General features: G+C 31.3%; 17 protein-coding genes, 1 tRNA gene and 1 pseudogene. 8 read left to right on the top strand and 11 right to left on the bottom strand.

Annotated elements, in window-relative coordinates:
- Positions 1-597 precede the first annotated feature (597 nt).
- Positions 598-670: transfer RNA gene (locus AACL19_RS01345), tRNA-Lys, on the bottom strand.
- A 44-nt stretch (positions 671-714) separates the two neighbouring features.
- Positions 715-1455, bottom strand: a complete 741-nt coding sequence (locus AACL19_RS01340) for a class II aldolase/adducin family protein (RefSeq protein ID WP_339046069.1) — start codon at positions 1453-1455, stop codon at positions 715-717.
- Positions 1456-2297: 842 nt separating this feature from the next.
- Between AACL19_RS01340 and tnpA the strand changes: the two are divergent.
- Positions 2298-2683, top strand: a pseudogene (gene tnpA / locus AACL19_RS07005) (IS200/IS605 family transposase).
- Positions 2684-3113: 430 nt separating this feature from the next.
- On the opposite strand, the gene gltX reads toward tnpA, so the two are convergent.
- From gltX to AACL19_RS01325, 3 genes are all read right to left on the bottom strand, one after another.
- On the bottom strand, positions 3114-4496 hold the full coding sequence (gene gltX, locus AACL19_RS01335) for a glutamate--tRNA ligase (protein WP_339046065.1): 1383 nt from the start codon (positions 4494-4496) through the stop codon (positions 3114-3116).
- Complete coding sequence (locus AACL19_RS01330; RefSeq protein ID WP_339046064.1) at positions 4489-4986, bottom strand: CinA family protein; 498 nt, start codon at positions 4984-4986, stop codon at positions 4489-4491. Before AACL19_RS01330 ends, gltX begins: the two co-directional genes overlap by 8 nt.
- Before the next feature lie 79 nt (positions 4987-5065).
- A complete protein-coding gene (locus AACL19_RS01325) occupies positions 5066-7318 on the bottom strand; it encodes an AAA family ATPase (protein WP_339046062.1) in 2253 nt (750 codons plus the stop codon).
- 155 nt (positions 7319-7473) lie between these two features.
- On the opposite strand from AACL19_RS01325, the gene AACL19_RS01320 reads away from it, so the two are divergent.
- The 5 genes from AACL19_RS01320 to rpsT all read left to right on the top strand — a co-directional run bounded on the left by AACL19_RS01320 (position 7474) and on the right by rpsT (position 12534).
- Positions 7474-8394: a tyrosine recombinase gene (locus AACL19_RS01320; protein ID WP_339046060.1), complete on the top strand. Its 921-nt coding sequence runs from the start codon at positions 7474-7476 to the stop codon at positions 8392-8394.
- Between the two features lie 52 nt (positions 8395-8446).
- The gene (locus AACL19_RS01315) at positions 8447-9952 is read left to right on the top strand and encodes a hypothetical protein (protein WP_339046058.1); all 1506 of its coding nucleotides are present in this window, start codon (positions 8447-8449) and stop codon (positions 9950-9952) included.
- A 132-nt stretch (positions 9953-10084) separates the two neighbouring features.
- Positions 10085-11482 carry a hypothetical protein gene (locus AACL19_RS01310; RefSeq protein WP_339046057.1) on the top strand — a complete coding sequence of 466 codons (1398 nt, stop codon included), beginning with the start codon at positions 10085-10087 and terminating at the stop codon, positions 11480-11482.
- Positions 11479-12186: a lysophospholipid acyltransferase family protein gene (locus AACL19_RS01305; protein ID WP_339046055.1), complete on the top strand. Its 708-nt coding sequence runs from the start codon at positions 11479-11481 to the stop codon at positions 12184-12186. Before AACL19_RS01310 ends, AACL19_RS01305 begins: the two co-directional genes overlap by 4 nt.
- Positions 12187-12231: 45 nt before the next feature.
- Positions 12232-12534, top strand: coding sequence for a 30S ribosomal protein S20 (rpsT, locus tag AACL19_RS01300; RefSeq protein WP_339046053.1), 303 nt, complete (start codon positions 12232-12234; stop codon positions 12532-12534).
- 84 nt (positions 12535-12618) lie between these two features.
- On the opposite strand, the gene AACL19_RS01295 is transcribed toward rpsT, so the two are convergent.
- From AACL19_RS01295 to ribF, 4 genes are all read right to left on the bottom strand, one after another.
- Positions 12619-13944 (bottom strand): pitrilysin family protein, encoded by a 1326-nt coding sequence (locus AACL19_RS01295; RefSeq protein WP_339046051.1) that lies wholly within the window; start codon positions 13942-13944, stop codon positions 12619-12621.
- The gene (locus AACL19_RS01290; protein ID WP_339046049.1) at positions 13937-15217 is read right to left on the bottom strand and encodes a pitrilysin family protein; all 1281 of its coding nucleotides are present in this window, start codon (positions 15215-15217) and stop codon (positions 13937-13939) included. Before AACL19_RS01290 ends, AACL19_RS01295 begins: the two co-directional genes overlap by 8 nt.
- A 104-nt stretch (positions 15218-15321) precedes the next feature.
- On the bottom strand, positions 15322-15786 hold the full coding sequence (gene lspA, locus AACL19_RS01285) for a signal peptidase II (RefSeq protein ID WP_339046047.1): 465 nt from the start codon (positions 15784-15786) through the stop codon (positions 15322-15324).
- A complete protein-coding gene (gene ribF / locus AACL19_RS01280; protein WP_339046045.1) occupies positions 15783-16709 on the bottom strand; it encodes a riboflavin biosynthesis protein RibF in 927 nt (308 codons plus the stop codon). The genes lspA and ribF overlap by 4 nt, the downstream gene beginning before the upstream one ends.
- Positions 16710-16780: 71 nt before the next feature.
- Here ribF and AACL19_RS01275 point away from each other — a divergent pair, with 71 nt between their 5' ends.
- On the top strand, positions 16781-17059 hold the full coding sequence (locus tag AACL19_RS01275) for a glutaredoxin domain-containing protein (protein ID WP_339046043.1): 279 nt from the start codon (positions 16781-16783) through the stop codon (positions 17057-17059).
- A gap of 60 nt (positions 17060-17119) precedes the next feature.
- Here the strand turns inward: AACL19_RS01275 and AACL19_RS01270 are convergent, their stop codons facing one another.
- Together AACL19_RS01270 and AACL19_RS01265 are read right to left on the bottom strand one after the other, a co-directional pair.
- Positions 17120-17353, bottom strand: a complete 234-nt coding sequence (locus AACL19_RS01270; protein WP_339046041.1) for a hypothetical protein — start codon at positions 17351-17353, stop codon at positions 17120-17122.
- Between the two features lie 78 nt (positions 17354-17431).
- The gene (locus AACL19_RS01265) at positions 17432-17560 is read right to left on the bottom strand and encodes a hypothetical protein (RefSeq protein WP_339046039.1); all 129 of its coding nucleotides are present in this window, start codon (positions 17558-17560) and stop codon (positions 17432-17434) included.
- Positions 17561-17919: 359 nt separating this feature from the next.
- Between AACL19_RS01265 and AACL19_RS01260 the strand changes: the two genes are divergently transcribed.
- Positions 17920-18297, top strand: coding sequence for a glutaredoxin domain-containing protein (locus AACL19_RS01260; protein ID WP_339046037.1), 378 nt, complete (start codon positions 17920-17922; stop codon positions 18295-18297).
- Positions 18298-19671 lie beyond the last annotated feature (1374 nt).

The following is a 19671-nucleotide window of genomic DNA, read 5'->3' as shown; positions in this document are numbered from 1 at the left end:
TGATAGAGTATTTTCTATTTTGTTTTAGCAGTTTTGTGAAACATCCATAACTATAGTTGTACTAACACCGGTAGTAATATTTTATGTATTACACCCTCCGATGAAAGCGCAACAAATTTCTTTCTTCGTAAAATCGCATTCATATGGATGTTTTCTATTTTTTCTGTTCGGTATAAATTCCTGAATTTTTAAGTATTTCTCTAAACTATCATACCCTATATCTGCAATTAAATATTCACATAATCAATTAATTAAACTTAATTTGTTACCACTGATTTTTTAATCAAATGCATCAACTTTTATATGAATTTTAGTACAATTCCATTTTTCCCACCGCTACTATGCTATAGTGGATATTCCATTCGTATCTTTTTTTCTAGAATCTTTTTTAGCCAAATTATAATACCGATTATAAACACTTTTCCATATGAATATGGCCGATGGTGCTCCTGTTCTTAAAATCCAAATTCTAAATTTTGGTTTTGGCTTTTTTCACATCTCTTCTGTAATCACAAAAATCACAAATCTATTCATTTTTTTAGCTTAATTGCTTTTCTTCTTTTATTTAATTTTAGGGACATGCCTTAGTTAACGTAGTGATCCTGGCGCGAATCGAACGCGCGACACCTTGATTAAAAGTCAAGTGCTCTACCGACTGAGCTACAGGATCATAAAAGTGGATAGTGTAATATCTTACAATAAAAAAAACAACTCTTATTTTCGCCTACTTAGCCTACAATTAGAATCAATTAAGCGTTTCCACACTTGCCAATCACGCATACCTATGTCTTCTTCAAAAGATAAAAGATCACTTGCAGCTTTAAGACAAGTTTCTTCTTCAGGCAGGTTTATGGGCTGATTCATAGATAAAATTAAACATTGGGTTTTGCATGCTTGCTCTAAGTGATACGTATAAAACATAGCTTCCCAAATCGTTCTACCGCATATAACTGCCCCATGATTTTCCATCATCATAACAAAATTATCTTTTAAATCATCCGCTATTTTACCCCCTTGTTCAAAGTTTAATGCTAAAGAATCATATTTGTGATATGAAATACGATTATAAAAATGCAATGCCCATTGACTTATAGGTTGCAAACCTCCTTTTATCGAAGCAACAGCAATAATAGCAGGAGTATGAAGATGAAATATCGCTTTGACATCTAGTCGCTTTTGATAGATAGCACCATGAATAACATATCCAGTTTTATTATACTGATACTCCTTACCTTCAATAATTTTCCCAGTAAATAAAACCTTCATAAGGCAATTTTCATGCACTTCACTAAAATGCATACCAAAAGGGTAAATATAAAATGAGTTACTATTCTGAGCACGTGCAGATAAATGAGTATAGGTGTGATCATCAAGGCCTAGATAAGATATAATCTGATATGCGCAAGCTAGATCTTTTTTTATAGTGCTTTCTACATTTTCTAACTTAGAGCTCACAATAATATATATATTTTGGATATAAATTTTACAATTATCACATATACATACTCAGATTACAAAAAAAATAAAAGCTTTATTAAAATTTTGAATTCTAAGAAGCTGTCTGCAAAGTATATAGAAAGAAGTAGAGATTTATGATATAAGGGGTATATTTATGGTATGTATCCAAGCGATATAGGTGATGATAAAGAATGGGGAATTTTGATGTTGTACAAGGGGCAATAGAAGGAAGCATAGCATTAGAATAATGCGAGACAAGATGAGGGGTATGCTGCCAAAGATCATGGAAGACGACTACTTTCTCAGGTAATGGCAAATTGGAAATTAGTAAAAGAGGTAAGGTTGGTAAGAATGGAATACCTTTAGTAGGAGTAATTAATCAGTAAAAACCATTCAGAAATAGAGGCTGGCAAAAGGGTGTTGTATTGGTCTTGTAATTGCTGTTAAAATGATACCTCTTTATTTCAGGCTAAAGAAAAAGTTACAGAAAGGATATACAGGTAAATTACAAGTTAACAGGATAACAATTACCAAAAAAATGGTTGATACAGAGTTCCAGGTGATTTCTAAACGTTGGATTGTTGCAACTCCAATTTTAGGCGAAGGATTATGAGCACTCTCTTCAAACTTCCAAAGCTAATATTTTCTTTAATATATTATGCTTCATAAATTAGCTCATTTTTAAGACAGATTCTTAAGTACCATCCTGCATCACTGCACCAATTTTTTCTGACTTTTATGTAGTTAGGTGGGTGACCCACGCCTTAAGGCGAAGACTTTAGTATAGGATTACTTTAGTATTTTCTATGGATTAAAAACATAGCTCTCATAGTACGCGTTTGATTTCACGTAGTACTAAGTATAGGTACAGGATACTTGTAGGTGAAACAGCAGTAGAGAGATTATCAGAAAATTACGTAGATATTGTAAGTGGTAATATTACGCCTGATCACGTACATATGCTAATTTCTATGCCGCCCACTATCCAACAATATATCAAAGGGAACGTAAGTTATTCCAAGAGTTTGAACAATTAAGAAAAAGATACTGGGGTCAACATTTGTGGGCTAGAGGATATTTTGCTGTTACCGTTGGTAATGTAAATTCTACAGATGTGCAGAAGTATATTGAAGAACAAGAAATTCATCATAAACATCACAAATCTCTGAGTTTTAAAACTTGCTTTAAAGCTTTAACTCATACCACCAGCTTTAGCTGGTTGTAATTGATATATTTAGCTATGAGTAAGGCTATGTTAAGTTGGGAATATTCTTGAATTTACTGCTTTGTGGATAAGCTCTAAATCTTGGCAGTTAAGTATTTTGGTTCAGTTAGATTTACACTACCGATCTAATTGAATCGACAAATCAGGAAAAAAACCAATTTACTAGTATTTGTATAAACAATGTGCTATAAAGAAGGCAAATGTTATATCAAATTAGATATTAATTATTCCCCAGCTTCTTCCCAGAAAATTGAGCTGCGCTAAAAATTCAGTTGACATAGTTTGTTGTGTGTTGCTGAAAAAACTAGTTATGGGTATATTGGTTTACATATTTTATAGTCAATCTTTCTCTGTCACTTTAAACTTCCTCTAGTACATACTGATTTATAAAAGTTTATTCATTTGACACTGCTATTCTGTACTAATTCTACTATTTTAATATTGATTTCAATCTGAAAAGACACTCATCTTTATTAAGTATTACCATTATATCAATAATACTTGGTGAATTTATCGTTCCTACAATTGAAGCACGCAAAACCTTGTAAACCTCACTTATTTGCATATTATATAAGTTTGAGAACTCCTTAATTTTAGTGCAAATGGTATCCCTGTTCCAATCTTGATCGGTAACTTTTAACAAGAAAGATGCTAATAAGCCAATACTGTCAAGGTTAGATTTTATAATTTCATATGCATGTTTATCAGTAATAATTGGAGGACTTTCAATATAAAAAAGAGCTGATTTAGCTAAATCAATTAAAGAATCAGCTCTTTTTTTTAGTTCCGTAAGCCCCTGTAATAAGTAATTTTTGTGTCTTTCAGTTATTTTATCCCTAACTTCTTTTTCTAAAATAGGAATAAGCATGTTGAGAAGTCGCTCATTATTTGCATTATTAATATAATAACTGTTTAGATGCTTAAGTTTTTTTAAATCCAAACATGCAGGTGAACGTCCTATGCCCTGCAAATTAAATATCTTAGCTGCTTGTTCATCACTTATAATCTCATCATTATTATGGCTCCAACCAAGCTTTAAAAGATAATTACGCATAGCTTTAGGTAATATACCCATTTTCTCATATTCAACTACACTTAAAGCATTGTGCCTTTTAGATAATTTGTGACCGTTTTCATCATGAATGAGTGGTACGTGTGCAAAATTTGGAGGATCAAAGCCAAATGCTTGGTATATTAGTAATTGTTTGAAAGTATTAGTTAAGTGGTCAGAACCCCTAATTATTTGCGTAATCCCCATATCATGATCATCAATAACAACAGCAAAAATATAGGTTGGTGTCTTATCTGAGCGTAGAATGACTATATCATCAAGTTGTGCATTATCAATTTTCATCGCACCATACACATCATCATAAAAAGTAATTTTCCCATCTAATGGAATTTTAAAGCGTATTACCGGAGTGTTATTGGGCGGTAAGTTATTTGTGCATCTATGTCTATAAGGTGCACCCTTCGTTTTTAATTCTCGTTCTTTAGCTCCGTCTAGGGGACAAAAGCAATAATAAGCCTTACCAATTTCAACTAAATAGTTAGCTGTCTCCACGTGTCTATTTATTCTTTGAGATTGAAATACAACTTCTCCATCATAATCTACATCAAGCCAAGAAAGTCCTTTAATTATTGCATCTATTGCTTCTTTGGTTGATCTTTTTTTATCAGTATCTTCTATTCTCAATAGAAATTGACCATTATTGCACTTTGCATATAGCCAGTTAAACAAGGCAGTACGTGCCCCTCCAATATGTAAAAAACCTGTTGAGGAAGGAGCAAAGCGTGTTACAATTTTAGGCATTTTTAATTCTATCTAAGATAAAGTCTAAAGCGGCATCTGCAGCTGCAACCTGTATTTTGTTGCGATTATTGTAACTAAAGTGATATTCTTTGCAATCAGTATCAATTTCAGAGAGTATACAACTTATATATACTAAACCTACAGGTCTACAGCTTGACCCTCCACCAGGACCTGCAATTCCAGTAATTGCAACTGCAATATTAGCATCTGATCTAAATAAAGCTCCACGCGCCATTTCATTTGCTACTTCCTTGCTAACAGCACCATAATGCCTTAATGTTTCTTCCTGCACACCTAAAATCTTGCTTTTAGAAATATTGGAGTAGGTTACAAATGCACAATCTAATACTTCTGATGCCCCAGAAATAGTGGTAAACAAAAAAGATAAAAGACCACCACTACAAGACTCAGCAATAGCAATCTTAAAGTTACTTTCTTTAATTTTTTTGTAACATTCCAAAGCTTTATTGAGTGTATCTTGATCAATCATTTTATTTAGAAATTTACTTTTTTATGAACTGAACTGTATCAGGAGCATAACTTAAAATCAACCTTATATTAATTGAGAATTAATCGCTTATTTTAAACGCAATAGAATTTTGTTTATCATTCATAATAATATTTAATTTTTTTCCTTTTGATAGCCTCCCAGATAACATTTTATCTGCAATTTGCTCCTTTATTTCCTTGGTTATTACTCTTTCTATTGGACGAGCTCCTAATTCTGCATTATAGCCAATTCTTGCTAAATAGTGCCTTACTTCATCATCGACTTCACATTTAATTCTTTTCTTCATAAGTTGAACCTTAAGTTGTGAAATAAATTTATCTATTATGCAGGTAATAATTTCAGGTTTTAAGTGAGAGAATGATATAGTAGCATCTAAACGATTACGAAACTCAGGAGTAAATACCCTTTCCATAGCTTTCTTACTAAAATCAACATTAAAATTTTTATCCCTATCAAAACCAATAGAGTTTTTACTTAATTCAAAAGTTCCAGCATTTGTTGTCATAATTAAAATTACATTACAGAAATTGACTTTACGTCCATAAGTATCAGTAACGCAACCGTAATCCATCATCTGCAGCAGTATATTATAAATACTATGGTGAGCTTTTTCTATCTCATCAAGCAGTAGCACGCTATGCTGATTTTTAGCAACAGCATCGGTAAGAAGTCCTCCGTTATCATATCCTACATATCCAGGTGGAGACCCTATAATCCTTGATACAGTATGAGGTTCCATATATTCAGACATATCAAAACGTATGAACTTCATGCCTGTATTTTCTGCTAATTGTTTAGCAAGCTCAGTCTTTCCAACTCCCGTTGGTCCAGCAAACAAATAACTTGCCAGTGGTTTGTTTTCATTACCAAGACCTGATTTTGCTATTTTAATGGAATTAATAAGGCAATTAATTGCCTCATCTTGACCAAAGACAAGATTTTTTAATTTTTTTTCTAAGGACTTAATTTTTTTCTGATCATTAAATGTTAATTGGTTGCATGGCACACCAGAAATCCTTGTTATAACACTCTCAATGTCTTTTGCAGTGACCGTCCTTCTCCGAGTATTCAGTAATTTACAATATGCACCAGCTTCATCAATGACGTCCACAGCTTTATCTGGCAACACCTTATCAGAGATATATCTACTTGATAACTCAGCAGCTAACTTTATTGCCTGATTGGTGTAATATACACCATGATAATCCTCATAATGAGGCTTGATGCCGTGTAATATCTTTATTGTTTCTAGGATAGGAGATTCTTTAACATCTATTTTTTGAAATCTCCTGGCAAATGCTCGATCCTTCTCAAAACTATTATTATATTCTTTATAAGTAGTTGCTCCTATACAGCGCAGTGTACCGCGAGCTAACGCTGGTTTAAGTAAATTACTAGCATCGAGAAATCCACCACTTGTTGAACCAGCGCCAATTATTGTATGTATCTCATCAATAAAAAGTATAGCATTTGGCCTTACTTCAATCGCTTTTATTACAGACTTAACACGTTCTTCAAAATCTCCACGATAGCGTGTTCCTGCAAGCAAACATCCTATATCAAGAGAATACACTGTACTAAATCTCAGAGGATCTGGAATATCACCTTTAATTATTTTTAAAACTAAGCCCTCAACAATAGCGGTTTTCCCAACACCCGGATCACCCACGTATATAGGATTATTTTTTCTACGTCTTAGCAAAATTTCAATAGTTCTATTAAGCTCATATATACGCCCAATTACACTATCTATTTTTTTATCTTTTGCCTGGTGATTCAGATTAACACAATAGGCCTGCAGGCTTTCGTCATCTTTAAGTAGCACATCATCTTCAGTAGCAGATTGTTTTTGATCAAAATAATCTACACCAAACTCTTCATTACAATGTAATATACTAGATGCGGTATTAATAATATCACTTGGGTCTAAATTGTACTCACGTAGAAAATTTGCTCTTAACAAGTGGCACTCAGAAAACACTTCAACAAGCACATTAGTACCATCAACTTCTTTTCTTCCTAAACCATGGGCATGTATAATAGCCCTATGTATTACACGTTGAAATGCAAAATCAGGTTTAATAGTAGCTAAGTCATATTCAACTACCATTTTGTCTTCATGCTGTAGAAAATTTACAATATTGTTCCTTAGTTCACTTACTTCAACGTTACACTTATATAAGATTTTCTTAACATCTATGTCTTCTGTAAGAGCAAGTAGCAAATGTTCAAGTTTAGCGTACTGATGTTTTAAATCATAAGTAATAGTTAATGCTCTATGTAAACTAAATTCGAGATTTTTAGATATCACTAATACACTCCTAAATAACATATAATACTTACCATATAAGCGTTAAAATAAGTTGAAGATGAAAAGCTTTTTAAGATTGCAAAAATTTTGCATTAGTAAAAAAAGACTTTTAACTTCTAATATATTTTGAAGTTTAGGTTTTCTAAATAACTGCAGTGAAAGATAAATTTTATTTAGAGTCTTTTTTAGAGGCATTAGTTGCGGAAAAATACGTAACACAAAACACGTTAGATGCTTATAAGCTGGATTTGCTGGGATTAATTGATTTCTTATCCGCAAGAAATATTAGTTTAATACAAGCAAGTACAGAAAACCTGCGTATCTACATTGGTTTTCTACGCAAACAGGGTTATAAAGTTAGCTCAGTACAGAGAAAAACATCATCTATTAAACATTTTTATCGTTTTTTACTCAGTGATGAAGTAATAAATTATAATCCAACAATTAAGCTTAGCGTACCTAAATCATATCGGCCATTACCGAAGTATTTAAGCATAAATGAAGTAGATAAAATACTCACCACAGCTTCAAATTATAACATAAGACTAAACGCAATTGTTAACGCTCTTTATTCTTCTGGTATGAGGATTTCTGAACTTATAAGCATTAAACTTGATGAGAGCTTGGCTGCAATCAGTAGTGGTGAGAAATGTAGCTACATTATAATAAAAGGAAAAGGAGAGAAAGAAAGATTGGTTTTATTGAATGAGGCAGCAATTAATAGCATTAATGAATACCTAACCATTCGAGCAAAATTTATCACAAATAATCAAGAATCAAAGTGGTTATTTCCCGGAGATAAGTTTGACAATCCAATCACCAGACAACGCGTAGGCCAGTTACTTAAGGACTTAGCAAGAAAATGTGGTATAGATGAGAAAAAAGTCTCCCCACACGTTATTAGGCATTCCTTTGCCACTCACCTGCTTAATAACGGTGCTGATATTATTTTTATTCAAAAAATGCTTGGGCACAGCAGCATATCTACTACACAGATATACACTCACGTTGCCAATGAAAAACTTAAAAATATCTTACTTAAGTCACATCCACTGGCTAAAGAGAAACTAACATAATTGCTTTTCTTAAAAGAACTATATAATCATAAGACATTATTTAGGGGGAAATATGCTTGGGGGGAATTCAGCTGAAATAGATATAGAATTTTTCAGTAATAAAGACGATGAAATACATATAACGTCTCCATCAAAGCCGAAATCTCTCTTTGGTTGGTATGATTCTAAATTTATAAAAGCTTCACTTGGTGATATTACCACTGATGAATATAACAGTAAAAAAGCAAATGCAATTATTATCATACAAAGTGAAGTTAAAGTCTATGAATCAGACAATAACAAGGAGCTAGATAAAGGACTTATAAAAAATGCAGTAAGTGAAGAGTTTAGTCAAGCACTTATGCTTCTTAAGCAAACAAAACTTCCAGTATGCTTTATTAGAAGTATTCCTCATTACGATGAAGGATATGAAGAAAGGATTGTTGAGCATTATATATTTTTATACTTCTTCCTTGACCATAATCATAAAAAAAGTGTTTTAATAGTTGATCCACAAGGCTCAAAGTTTGGCACTGATCAAAATGAAAAAGCTATTAATGAAGAATTTGTTGATATTATCTATTATGCTGCAGGCAAAAGTGGAGCTAAGTTGTATGTCTCTGAGGATGTAATACAACAAGATAGGCGTTCTTGTGGACCAATATGTGTAGAGTTAGTTCGAGCTTTTTATGAAGTAAGTAGTGATGAGAAAAAAAAGGAAAAATTGTTTAACGTTTTAAAGGAAGGTAGACGTAATCTCAGTACTCTCTCTCATTTTTTTACATCAAAATATTATAAGCTCTGTAAACTTGGAGCTGATATTATACCTCAATATATAATTGATGACTTCAATACAAAAGAACCAGTTACATTCGTTGATGATAATCATGAAGATGTTGGTGGGGAGAAGACTAGAGAAAAACATCATAACACTACTGCTTCTGTTGATAAAAATAAAAAGTATTTAAAGGAAAGTTACTTTGTATCCCATACCAAACCCTTGCTTATAAAATTAGGTGTGGATCCAAATCTACTAGATCTAGAAAAATTATGTCCATCTTTTAAAAGTGGAATTATTACTGGAACTGAAATACTTGATAAGAGGAAAATACAAAAGAATAAATGTAGGAAGAGGCAATCGAAAGAAGAAAATAAGGCAGTTAAGATTAAGCCAGAAGATGAATGCACAAAAGATCCAAGTGAACAATTAAGCAATGAAGGAAAAAGAGAACATCAAAACACTAGAAAAGATGTAAAACGCATCATTAGTGAAGACCAGAACGAATATATAGAGATCCAAAATGAAGGATGCTTGCAGAAGTTTAGCCCTTGCTTAACTCTACTGATTGCTACTTGTATTTCTGGTGCTATTTTATCTTCCATGTTATTACTTACAGGTAATAATGATATAAGCATAGGAAAAATGATAAATATAAGTATTCTGGCTACTTCATTAATAACGCTTATCTGTACTGTTTCAGCTATATGTCTTGCAAAAAACAGAGAACAAAAAGTAGGTCATAAAATAGATGATCCAAATACGCAAGCTGAGTTGCAACCAATTAGGAGTTATAATTAGTAACTTTATATAATTAAAGCTATAAGACTTTGTTTGAGGAAATAAGAGTGATATCTCTTAAAAAGAGAAGAATGGTTGCTTTATTAATAAATAAATGATATTATTTCCAGTATAGTAATTATTGATTTTGTTATGAATGGTGCAAATAATCAAGATGATTTAAAAATATCTGATTTAGACTTTAGCGATCTTTATCAAAATTCACATACACAATTATCGCTTGCAGATCTTATTTTAAAAAATGAAGAAAATAAACCAATCATTGCAGCACATCCGTATGGTTATAACAGTATAAATGAATTATCAAAAAGATTCATCTCTCAAGAAGATAAGGACAAGATAAATCAGGCACTAAATAAACAAAATCAGCAAGATGGATCTGCAGAATTATCAAAAAATAAAGCAAAAAAACAACTCAAAGAATTATCAAAAAATGCGGTAAAAGAAGAATTTGATGCTATGTTTGCTTTAGTTGAGGCTAGGAAGCGTCCAGTACTTTACATTAGGTGGATACCTAAAAGTGATGAAATTTTTATGGCTACTAGAGATAATCACAAAGGGCATTTTGTATGTCTATACTTTTTTCATAATCATAATAGTGAAAAAAGCATACTCATTGCCAATCCCAACGGCAAAGCAATATCAGATGAGTGTGAAGCTGAAGTTATAAATTCGTATCTTGAGAAAAATGGGAAAATAACAATTTATCAATCTAGGGATTATTTCCAATTTGGAAATACTGATTGTGGTCCCGTAGCTCTTATTTTTCTTAGAATGCTTTACAATATGAGCGAAAAAGACTTATTTGATGTTTTAAGAAAAAGTCAGGAGAAAAAGAAGGAAGAAGGAAATCCATTTGATTATTCATCTATTGAGTTTAACAGTTTTCTAAAAGAAGAAATAGAAAGGAGAGTAGGAGAAACTATTGAGGGTAAAACAGAAGATTACATAGGTCAAAAGCTAAGACATGCTGATTATGCTACAGCTAAGGTATGTAAAGAACACAATGATGCCATTAAGAATGGCGATTGTACTGCTATTGCTTTAGCAGGTATTCTTTTTAATCAAGAACTTGTTAAAGATTTACCAAAAGATCAAGTTACACTATTAAGCAAGTTTTTGCTCAATGGAAAACAACTTCTCACCCCAAATCAAATTCAACAAGTTGAGCAGGAAAGAAAAGAAATGCTTGGTACAAAAAAGCGAAAAACAGTTAGTTTTCAAACTTCAGATGAGCATAAATCAAAACCACACAATAGTACTCAAGCTTATAAAGAAACAGAAAAGTCTGAATTCTCAAAAATACTAGCTACAACTGCAGCTTTTATTGGTGCTGTCCTTTTAGGTATTGCAATCTTGGCCGACATAAAAAAAGAATTCAAGATTGGCGGTATAGTGATTTCATCAATAATGCTTATTTCTGCTGTTACCTGTTTCTGCTCAGAAAGAAAACCAAAATTTATGATTATAAATAATGGAGTAACTCCTGAAACAATACCAATTTTTCAACAGCCTACCTCCCAAAAATGAACTTAATTAGAAATATCAGTTTTAACTTATTTCTAGTTGTTTGGGCAGCTTTATATACTATAGTTGCCATGCCTATACTTCTTATGCCATTGCCAGTTATTATTGTATTTTCTTCATTTGCTGTGAAAATTGTACTTTTGATGCTGAAATTGATTTGTGGTATTACCTATGAAGTTAGAGGGAAAGAAAATATTCCAGATGGATCTTTTGTAGTTGCATCTAAACATCAATCTCCTTTAGAAACGTTTATTTTGATGGTTTTGTTCAAACGGACGATTTTTATCCTAAAAAAAGAGTTACTTTGGTTGCCTTTTATTGGACTACATTTCTTTGCACTAAAGATGATATTCATTGATCGCAAGGGTGGCAGCAGTGTTATACATAATATGACTAAAACCACAAAACTTCGTTTAAAAGAAGGAAGAACTGTAGTGATATTTCCAGAAGGAACTAGAGTAGCAATTGGTCAAAAAAGAGAATATAAATCTGGTATTGCGTTTCTATATTCAAGTTTATCCATACCGGTTTTACCTATTGCACTAAATACAGGGCTATTTTGGCCAAGAAATATAATATCCCTACAAAGAAGTTGTGGGAAAGTTATAGTGGAAATATTGCCACCTATATATCCTGGGCTTACTAAGAAGGATTTTCTTACTTTATTACAAAACTCCATTGAAGAAAGAAGTATATTATTGACTTAAGTTTATGTTTCATATTAAATTATAAAGAGTTTATTGGTTGTAAATATGGCAAATACTGCAAGCGCTAAAAAGATGATAAGGAAAATAGAAAAACGTACTTTAATTAATAACATACGTAAAAACAAAACACGTACTACTGTCAGAAAAGTAATGGATGCAATAAGTGCAGAAAATTATGAAAGTGCAATGTTGGCATTTAAAGGCGCTATGTCTAATTTACACAAATGCGTCACTAAGGGTGTGATGCATAAAAACGCAGCTGCACGTAAAATAAGTCGTTTGAATTCAAAAATACATAAATTATTTAAAAGCACAAACTCACAAGTCAATTTAGTAGAAAAAAGCTAATGTGATGGGTTTATGTTATCATTACTTAAATCACAAGAAAAGGTCTAAAAACTCAAAATAGAATTCATACTAATACAAATTAAATCAATTATTTATAAAGCTATTCTTTTTACTTACTTCAAAGAACGATAAATTGTCAGCAGACAGTAAAGAACGTGCAGTATTATTTACATCCTTTAATGTAATTTTTTCAAAATAGTTTATATAGTTGTTGATATAATCTACCTTAAAGTTATGCAGCTGTATTTTTGTTAAGTAGTGAATGATGTTGTCATTATTTGATAATGAAAAAATAAACGAATTAATAATGTTGGTTTTTGCATCTTCAAACGATTTACTACTTATTCCTTTTTCTTTAATTTCGTTAAAAACTTGTTTTATAGCTGATATAGCTTGAGCAGCCGTAGAGTTGTCTGTAAATAAGACACCACCTAAAATGTTGCTATGCTCGTTGATATCGAGAAAAGTACTAATATGATATGTAATTCCTAGTTTATCACGTAACTGATGCATTAACACAGAATTTAAGCTCATACCACCAAGTGCATAATTTAAAAGATAAACCCTATAGTAATTAGGATCATCTATAGCAACTCCTTCTTGCCCAAAGAACACTATACTTTGTGGGATATCCATAAACGTATGATTACTCTTACCTAAATTAAGGTTGGCACTTTCAATCTTACGTGCTGATTCCTCTGCTTTAGTAGGTAATTGTAATAGATAATTGTCAATCAACTCACTTAGCTCTTGCGAGTTTGCAGAACCTACAACACTAATTACCATTTTCTCTTGATTAAAATTTCTTCTTACATATTGTAAAACATCATCTTGCATAATGTTTGCGATAGTACTAAGCAATCCATACTCAGCCTTTGCATAAGGATGCTCATCAAATAGTAACTTCTTTAATCCACTTTTTGCTACAAACTGAGGATCATTATCAAGCTTTTTGATTAGAACAGTCTGCATTTCTTTTGCCCTGTTAAAACCATTATCATCAAGATTGGGTCTTAGTAAATAATCACTAAGTAAAGACATCGCATCAGGCAAGTTTTCAGATAAAGTTTTTAAATGAACATGAAAATATTCTTTACTAACATCAGAAGATAACTCAATGCCCTTATTTTCAAGCTTTCTTGCAAACTCTAAGACACTGCTACTGCCTGCACCTTCGTGAAGAAATGCAGAGACAAAAGTAGCAAGCCCTTGTTTTTTCTGACTATCATACGCGTAACCAGAGTTTTTAAACGTAATATCTAAATACACAACTGGTAGATCATGATTTTCCATAAATAAAAACTTGAAATTATTATTGGTAGTAATTTCTTCTACTTGAACGTTTACATCACCAGCATGAAACCCTGTGCACAAAAATAATAAAAGAAATAGTAGTAGCTTATTATGCATTATTTTCATCTCCTTTAGGAAGTAAATAACCAATTAGTTTGGCTTTGGTAAAAATAGAACTAATCTCTGAATTTACCTCATCTGCACTAATATTATCAAGCCCTTTATAAGTGATATCTATATTCTCGATTGGAATACCCAAGACTAAATTACTACCATAAAAGTAAGCTATAGATGCTAAATCATCCAAATTATAAATTTTGTTAGCTTTATACCTATATTTTGCACTTTGCAATTCCTCATCAGATACACCTTTGTTAATAAAATCAGCAATGAATACATTTAGTGCATTTTCGATTTCTTGTATCTGTATCCCACTTTTAGGCAACACTGATATCTTTATTGCACTATCACAATATACCATTTCATCATAATCGACACTAACGCTGACTGCTAAATTTTTATTCAAAACCAAATCTTCGTATAACTTGCTAGACATTCCTCTACCTAAAATGTCAGCTATTAAACTAATTTTTAAATAATTTTTTCCAGTTACCTTACTTGGAACTTTATACCATACAAATAACTCTGGTTCCTGTACTTCATCACTACCCAAAGTAACAGTTATGTTGGCGTTATGCTCTGGTTCAGACCCAGGGAAACGTTTAGCTGTAGAACCAGATTCTATAGGTCCATAATGTTCTTTTGCTAGACTTAATATCTCATTGGTATCAACATCGCCGACAATTACAAGTATTGCATTGTTTGGATAATAATATTTATTGTAAAAACTCAAAGCATCATTTTTATTTAAAGAATTGATCTCATTTTCCCAACCAGCAACTGGACTACCATAATTACTTCTATAAAATGCACTTTCCATTTCTTCTTTAAGTATTGCTCTAAGAGAATTATCTATCCTCATTTTCCTTTCTTCCAGTACGATATTGCGTTCCTTCTTTGCTGCTTCGTCTGTTATATTTAAATTACGCATTCTATTTGCTTCAACTTCCATAGCTAAACTCAAGTCCTTTTTTTGCACTAGCTCGTAATACACAGTAAAATCAGCAGAAGTTCCAGCATTAAATTGACCACCTATACTCCCTATAGTGGCAGATACATCTTTAAATTTTTTGGTACCTTTAAACATTAAGTGTTCTAAGTAATGAGCGAGTCCAGATTTACCAATTGGATCATCAGCTCCTCCAACCTTATACCAAACCATGTGCATTACTGCTGGAATTCTATGGTTTGGTATAATATAAATCTCCATACCATTTTCTAATTTCTCATGACTTACTTTTGCATTAAGTGCAAAAGCTGATTGGCTCATTATAAAAAATGAGAAAAAGATAAACAGTTTATGTATCATGTTTAAAATCAATATATGATTAAATATTTAATACTTGATATGAAGTAAAGATGCAATAGTTTTTATTACGCTTTTTTGATGAGATCGTAAACATACCACTTAAAGATCAACAAAAGCATTCCTATGACTATAAAAGAATCTGCAAGATTAAAAGTGGGCCAATGCCATTTTATAATTTTTATATCTATAAAATCATAAACTGCACCCCAGTATACTCTATCAATGAGATTTCCCATAGCACCACCAATTATCAAGCTAAAATTAAAGCGAACTAGTTTACTACGAGTCTTGTACAAAACATAAGTAAATATACAGATTATGATAATTGAGGATAATGAAAAAATAATATTATTCCTTGGCAAATCATCAAATAAACCAAAACTAATTCCAGAATTCCAGACCTTTATGAATTTTAAAAAGCTACAGATCTTAATTGTACCTTTGTTTGCAATCAGCAACCTAATCAATAACTTGCTTATCTGATCAATAAGTACAACAAAAGATATAATTAACGGGTAAAACATTCTCATAAACAATCCTTTAATTTGCGTGCTTCTATTACGTCAGAACGTATCTGTGCTATAAGTTCTTCAGTACCAAAAAACTTCTTCTCTGGGCGCAAGAATTTTAAAAATTCTATTTTTACCAGATGATCGTACAAGTTATAATTAAAGTCAAATATATACATCTCAAGTATTGGTTTTTTAAAATCTTCAAAAGTTGGCCTAACACCAATATTAACCAGCCCATAAAAATGATCATTATTTTGTATTACTTTAGCAAAGTAAACACCAAATTTTGGCTTAACCATATCATCATCAATATTTAAGTTTATAGTTGGAAAGCCTATTTTTCTACCTCTACCTACTCCTTTTACTACAGTACCACTTATGCAATATGGCCTGCCAAGTAATTTATTTGCAAATTCTATGTTGCCACAAGTCAAGCACTCTCTAATTAAAGATGAAGAACAAACAGTATTATCCTCTATAGCCAGTGAGTTAAGCTCTACAATCTTATAATCACAGGTTGCCGCAAAGTCTTTAATTAATTTTAAATTGCCTAAGCGCTTATAACCAAAAACACATTCGTGACCTGTAACTATATATTTTACTTGGCAACTATTAACTAGCACCTCTTGAATGAAGCACTCTGGAGTCGTTTTAGCAAAATTTTGATTAAAATTTATAATATATAGGTAATCTATTTTATGATTTTTTATGAATTCTACTTTCTGCTTTACATTTGTTAACCGAAAATTTTTTCTATTAAACAAAACGGATGCAGGGTGAGGCTCAAAAGTTAATATAGCAGAAGGAATACCTCTTTCTATAGACAAGTTTTTAACAGTGGATATAACATGACTATGACCCAGATGAATTCCATCAAAATTGCCAAACGCTAAGGCAACTTCTTTACCTTTACATTCTTTATAATCATAAATAACTTCCATACTAGTTCAATTAAGTATATTTTTATGAAAGATACTTATAATCAAACTAAAAGTAAAATGGAGATAATGTTATGGCAGTTGTAATCTATGCAAAACATGGGTGTCCTTATTGCCTTAGAGCAGAAGCTATACTTGCAGAAAAGAGGATAGAATATGTAAAGTGCATTGTTCCAAATAGTGATAGTTACAGAAAAATAATTGAAAAAACTCATGGTGTAAAAGATATAAAAACAGTTCCCCAAATATTTATTAATGACAAACACATTGGTGGATGTGATAAACTCTGTGAGCTAGATAAGTCTGGTGAATTAGATATAATGTTGCAGAATGAGGCTCGAAAATCAATATAGCAGAATTTAGCTAAGGAAATTTTATGATGAAGGGCTATTTCACCCTTCATTGTATTTATGTTAAACCTTTCTTGATTGTTTATTTACTGCTTTACTAATTTCTGCATGATTAAGTTGTGCTTTTTCGAAAATATCAAATTCTTGCTCAACTTTTAATAGTTCAAATTCTTTTGCATATTTTTTAACAATTTTTTCAAGATACTCTATTTCCTTTTCTGTAAAATTAAAATTTTCAACAAAATTATTTATATGATTTAACTCTTTTTTACTTAAGTTATATATTTCTTTAAACACTCGGAGTAGTTCATACTTGCAAAGCTTCTTTAGCATGCTAAATGTTATACCGTCTTCAAACAAAAACCTTATATCTTCTTATCCCTCTCTTTCTTCATAATGCGCAAAATCATTCTCTTGAAACAAGCGTTTTGTGCCATAATCACCAAAAGATTCTTCAATTGTTGACTTTTTTGTACGTTCTAATGTTTTATCTAAATCTTTCATAAGCTTTTTAAGGCTTTCTCCACCTTAAAAATTATCAAGCCCATCAAAGATTCCTTTATAATTATTTAAATGTTGATGATTATTATTCATTTTGCCCCCCCCTTTAATTTATATTTATTAACAATAAATTTTAAATTATTAAGTATAAATATTAACTATAAGTTAATATTGCTATTCTAATTTTAATAGAAAATTTAAAATAATTATAATATATATTACTATAATAATAAATATGATGGCAAATGTCAATATTTTAAGTAATTCACATATTTAAATTACTTTGTAGTTACTTCATTCAATTAATTGAATTTAAACTATAAATATTTATAATTTAAAAAATTAAAATAGAGATTAGCGTTATGATAACTACAATGCACATAAAACCAGTTGTAATCTATACATGGGAAAAATGCGGTTGGTGTAAAAAAGCAAAAGACTTACTTAATAAAAAAGGAATAGAGTATGAAGAACGCGAGATTACAAATGAGAATAATTATAATGAAATAAGCGAATACCTTAATGCTCAAGGAATCTCTAAAGTAACAGTCCCTCAAATATTTATTGGTGATGAGCATATTGGTGGCTATAGTGATTTAGAGAAGCTTAATGCGGAGAATAAATTAGATAAAATGTTACAAGATTATTCTTTTTACACGGCAGATATTTATGAAAATGATATGGGTCAACCTGATGAGTTAGACATAGAATTGCACACCAACTATGATGATATATTATAACTACTATAGTAAAATTTAAATTGTTTTAGGTAAAAAAATATTACCTATCTTTGATGTCAATTCATTAAAATTAAGAGATTACTTGTTGTTAAAAACGCCAAATAAGTAAGTTTTTTCAATGACCATTGAATATTTTCCTTTGCTTGCCAAACGTTGGCAAGATTTTTGAAAGTGAAGATTAAAATCTGGTATGTAAGGAGCTTTGTAAAGTTTCACTAACTTCTTGGAGATAAAAATTAAAATCTTCTTAAATAACTTTTGATATTGCATAAATACCCATAAGGTTGAATAAGTTACAGGAAATACAATTCCTATTCAACTTTTTAGCTCTATGTGATAGGATAACAAAATCTTTCAGTTCATCGTATCAAATGGCTAAGAAAAACCAGTATTGTTGATAATGAAGTTATTTAAAATATTTGATTGAGGTTTTAGTTTAAGAGTTGTAAGTGCCAAACTGAATTTTTGATTGCTATGATCTATTTGAAAAAAAAGAAGTAACTATAGTAGGTGGTACAAATAAGATAGATGTTCTTGTGCTGTCGAAGATAATTTCATATAGATGAACGATACTCAATTCATGATTCATTTAGAAAACAGAAAGTAAGGATTTAGTTGATGGGACTATCGAGATGGCAGCAAAATAAGGGTATAAGACATTCTATTGTCACCAAAAGCTACAGATAGGTTAGAAAAATAAATGACAAATTGCGTAGTAAAGATAATGCTTCATCCAGTTGTCTGCGTTTTGGAGGAAAAGGAGTTTATAAAGTTTCATCTGCCTTTGTAGTAGCGCTTTCAACAGCCTAAAGCGCTGTTAAGTATCTCAATGTTTATGGTCATCAAAGAATAAATTACAAAAATTTCATTTACAAAACAACTACTATCATAATCACCTCTTCTATCTTTAAATATTAAAAAATAATAGTACTCCAAAAAGAAGAGTGGAGTTTGCAATATATATCACCTGCAAAAAAAATGAAATGTTTAGTATATAAAGAGATAGGTGGGGAAAAGCAATGTCTGTGGTCGAAGGGGAAGATCAAAAGCTGAGGTTGTGGAGCTTTTAGAGATAGGACGTTATATAGATGGCTAAAAAAGAAAGAGTGGTAATAGAAGAATATGTAAAAAAGCATCCAGCTGGCAGAGATGAAACTTAGTTTCGGAATAAGCACAATTTAGTCAGATAGCTAAAAATCACATTAAAAAAATTTACCAAATAGGCAGAGATTTATCGAAAAAATCGTATATAGATGAAGCTGGGTATAGAAGGGGTGCCAAGAGGAGAGAAAATTTGAGAACGTGCAACAAACTGGTCAAACCTTGATAATGCAAGTTTCCATAAATCAAAAAAATCAGTGAATTTGCTAAGGC

The organism is Candidatus Mesenet endosymbiont of Agriotes lineatus, from assembly GCF_964019585.1.
GTDB lineage: Bacteria > Pseudomonadota > Alphaproteobacteria > Rickettsiales > Anaplasmataceae > Mesenet.
The sequence above is the reverse complement of the archived record's forward strand: the minus strand, read 5'-3'. Positions and strand labels throughout refer to the sequence as shown.

Coding starts and splice junctions, on each gene's coding strand:
- AACL19_RS01315 (WP_339046058.1), top strand. CDS start 8,447: ATGCTTGGGGGGAATTCAGCTGAAATAGATATAGAATTTTTCAGTAAT.
- lspA (WP_339046047.1), bottom strand. CDS start 15,786: ATGAGAATGTTTTACCCGTTAATTATATCTTTTGTTGTACTTATTGAT.
- AACL19_RS01260 (WP_339046037.1), top strand. CDS start 17,920: ATGATAACTACAATGCACATAAAACCAGTTGTAATCTATACATGGGAA.
- AACL19_RS01265 (WP_339046039.1), bottom strand. CDS start 17,560: ATGAAAGATTTAGATAAAACATTAGAACGTACAAAAAAGTCAACAATT.
- AACL19_RS01275 (WP_339046043.1), top strand. CDS start 16,781: ATGGCAGTTGTAATCTATGCAAAACATGGGTGTCCTTATTGCCTTAGA.
- AACL19_RS01310 (WP_339046057.1), top strand. CDS start 10,085: ATGAATGGTGCAAATAATCAAGATGATTTAAAAATATCTGATTTAGAC.
- rpsT (WP_339046053.1), top strand. CDS start 12,232: ATGGCAAATACTGCAAGCGCTAAAAAGATGATAAGGAAAATAGAAAAA.
- gltX (WP_339046065.1), bottom strand. CDS start 4,496: ATGCCTAAAATTGTAACACGCTTTGCTCCTTCCTCAACAGGTTTTTTA.
- AACL19_RS01290 (WP_339046049.1), bottom strand. CDS start 15,217: ATGAGCCAATCAGCTTTTGCACTTAATGCAAAAGTAAGTCATGAGAAA.
- ribF (WP_339046045.1), bottom strand. CDS start 16,709: ATGGAAGTTATTTATGATTATAAAGAATGTAAAGGTAAAGAAGTTGCC.
- AACL19_RS01330 (WP_339046064.1), bottom strand. CDS start 4,986: ATGATTGATCAAGATACACTCAATAAAGCTTTGGAATGTTACAAAAAA.
- AACL19_RS01295 (WP_339046051.1), bottom strand. CDS start 13,944: ATGCATAATAAGCTACTACTATTTCTTTTATTATTTTTGTGCACAGGG.
- AACL19_RS01305 (WP_339046055.1), top strand. CDS start 11,479: ATGAACTTAATTAGAAATATCAGTTTTAACTTATTTCTAGTTGTTTGG.